Genomic DNA, 1,465 nt, shown 5'->3' with positions numbered 1-1,465 from the left:
GGCTCTTCGTCAACTGTTGTTGGTGAATCCATATTTCGAGTTCTAATCACTTCGTGATTAGGGCTCTTTTTGTTTTGATTTTGAAAACGTATAGTACTCGAGTTCTAAACCTCCAGAAGCTGCGATAGCCAAAACTGGCTCGTTTGATCGCCTTGATTTTATTATTAGAACCTTCCAAAGGACCATTTGAATAGTGTGTGGTAAAGGTGTTACGAATCTCATCATGATGGCTTTCAAGTGTTTTAATCGTGTTCTTCATTTCTTCAGAATACGTTTTGTTATTCCAAAATGCCGCATTGTAGTTATGCCAATCTTGATGTTGGATAGCTGACCGGACGCTGTTTAAGACTTGATAAGTTTGTTCTAGTTCTGAATCCAACGATAACAGCTGATGGACAACATCGGTGGCAGCCATCCAGTAAGGAAAATTAGTCCACTTTTTGAATTGTTCAAAGTTAAGCTGTTCAGTTGGTACTAACAACAGCTTCCAGTAGCGCTTAAGGGCGTGAAATTCGCGAGAAGACGGGGTAAACTTCTTCATCACCTTGATTCTGGTTTTGTTAAACGCCCGATTTAGGGCGTTGATAATATGAAACTTGTCCATGACCACCATGGCATTGGGGAATACGGTCTGCACAAGCTTGGGGTAGGTATAATTCATATCAGTCACAATAATTTTGACGTTTTCTCGGGCAGCTTGATCGAAGTGGTAAAAATACTTCTCTAGTTTATTGATGGTTCGATAAGGGAGTAAGTCGATTAATTCATGGGTTTCGCCATTCATGAACTCAAAGCTCATGGCACCAGTAGTGCTCTTGGTACTCTTCACCTCATCCATTAAGATGATCTCTGGTAAATAGTGCCAATTGGTTTGAAAGTCTCGTTCAGCGCGCATTAACTGGCGGCCCACAAATGAATCTGATGCCGATACTTCATTGGCAATGTGCTTCAAAGAGACCGGTTCACCGAGCTTCTCTAGGCATTCTTTGCGGCTGGTGTTTGAAATTGTACAGTGTTTCGGAACTGCCACTGTTTGTGCAAGAAAGTTGCCGTGACATTCTTTACAGTGGAAATAGCGGCGCTTTAAGGCTAAGATGACGGTGTTGCTCAGAACCTTCGAGAATCTGATAGTGGTATTGCGCCAGCCGTAGTTAATAATCTTTTGATCATTGATAATCCCGCACTTGGGACAAGCCTTCGGCGTGTAATCCAAGTGGCCAGTTAAGCGAATAACCCCGTCTTCTCCAGTTTCACCGTCAGTAATTTTTAGGTTCTCGTCAGCTATTCCTAATAATAATTTTGTAGTATCATGACACATAGGGCATTTCCTTCTTTCTGAAAAATCTTCGTGGTGGTTGACTTGGATGAACGGACAGGAAATGTCCGCTTTTTTATTCTAGCCATAAATAAAAAATCTGTCATCAGTAATAGATGAAAATCTATTACCAACAACAGATATTGTAGA

1 protein-coding gene is annotated in these 1,465 nt (G+C 41.2%); it reads right to left on the bottom strand.

Annotated elements, in window-relative coordinates; translation table 11 throughout:
• Positions 1–46 precede the first annotated feature (46 nt).
• Positions 47–1,318 carry an ISL3 family transposase gene (locus IV84_RS10375; RefSeq protein ID WP_056986624.1) on the bottom strand — a complete coding sequence of 424 codons (1,272 nt, stop codon included), beginning with the start codon at positions 1,316–1,318 and terminating at the stop codon, positions 47–49.
• Positions 1,319–1,465 lie beyond the last annotated feature (147 nt).

Origin of the sequence: Pediococcus damnosus, assembly GCF_001437255.1 — a bacterium.
GTDB lineage: Bacteria > Bacillota > Bacilli > Lactobacillales > Lactobacillaceae > Pediococcus > Pediococcus damnosus.
Note: the sequence above shows the minus strand (reverse complement) of the source record. Positions and strands in the feature narration are given on the sequence as shown.

Bases quoted from the DNA above. Each gene is read 5' to 3' on its own strand.
- IV84_RS10375 (WP_056986624.1), bottom strand. From the start codon at position 1,318: ATGTGTCATGATACTACAAAATTATTATTAGGAATAGCTGACGAGAAC.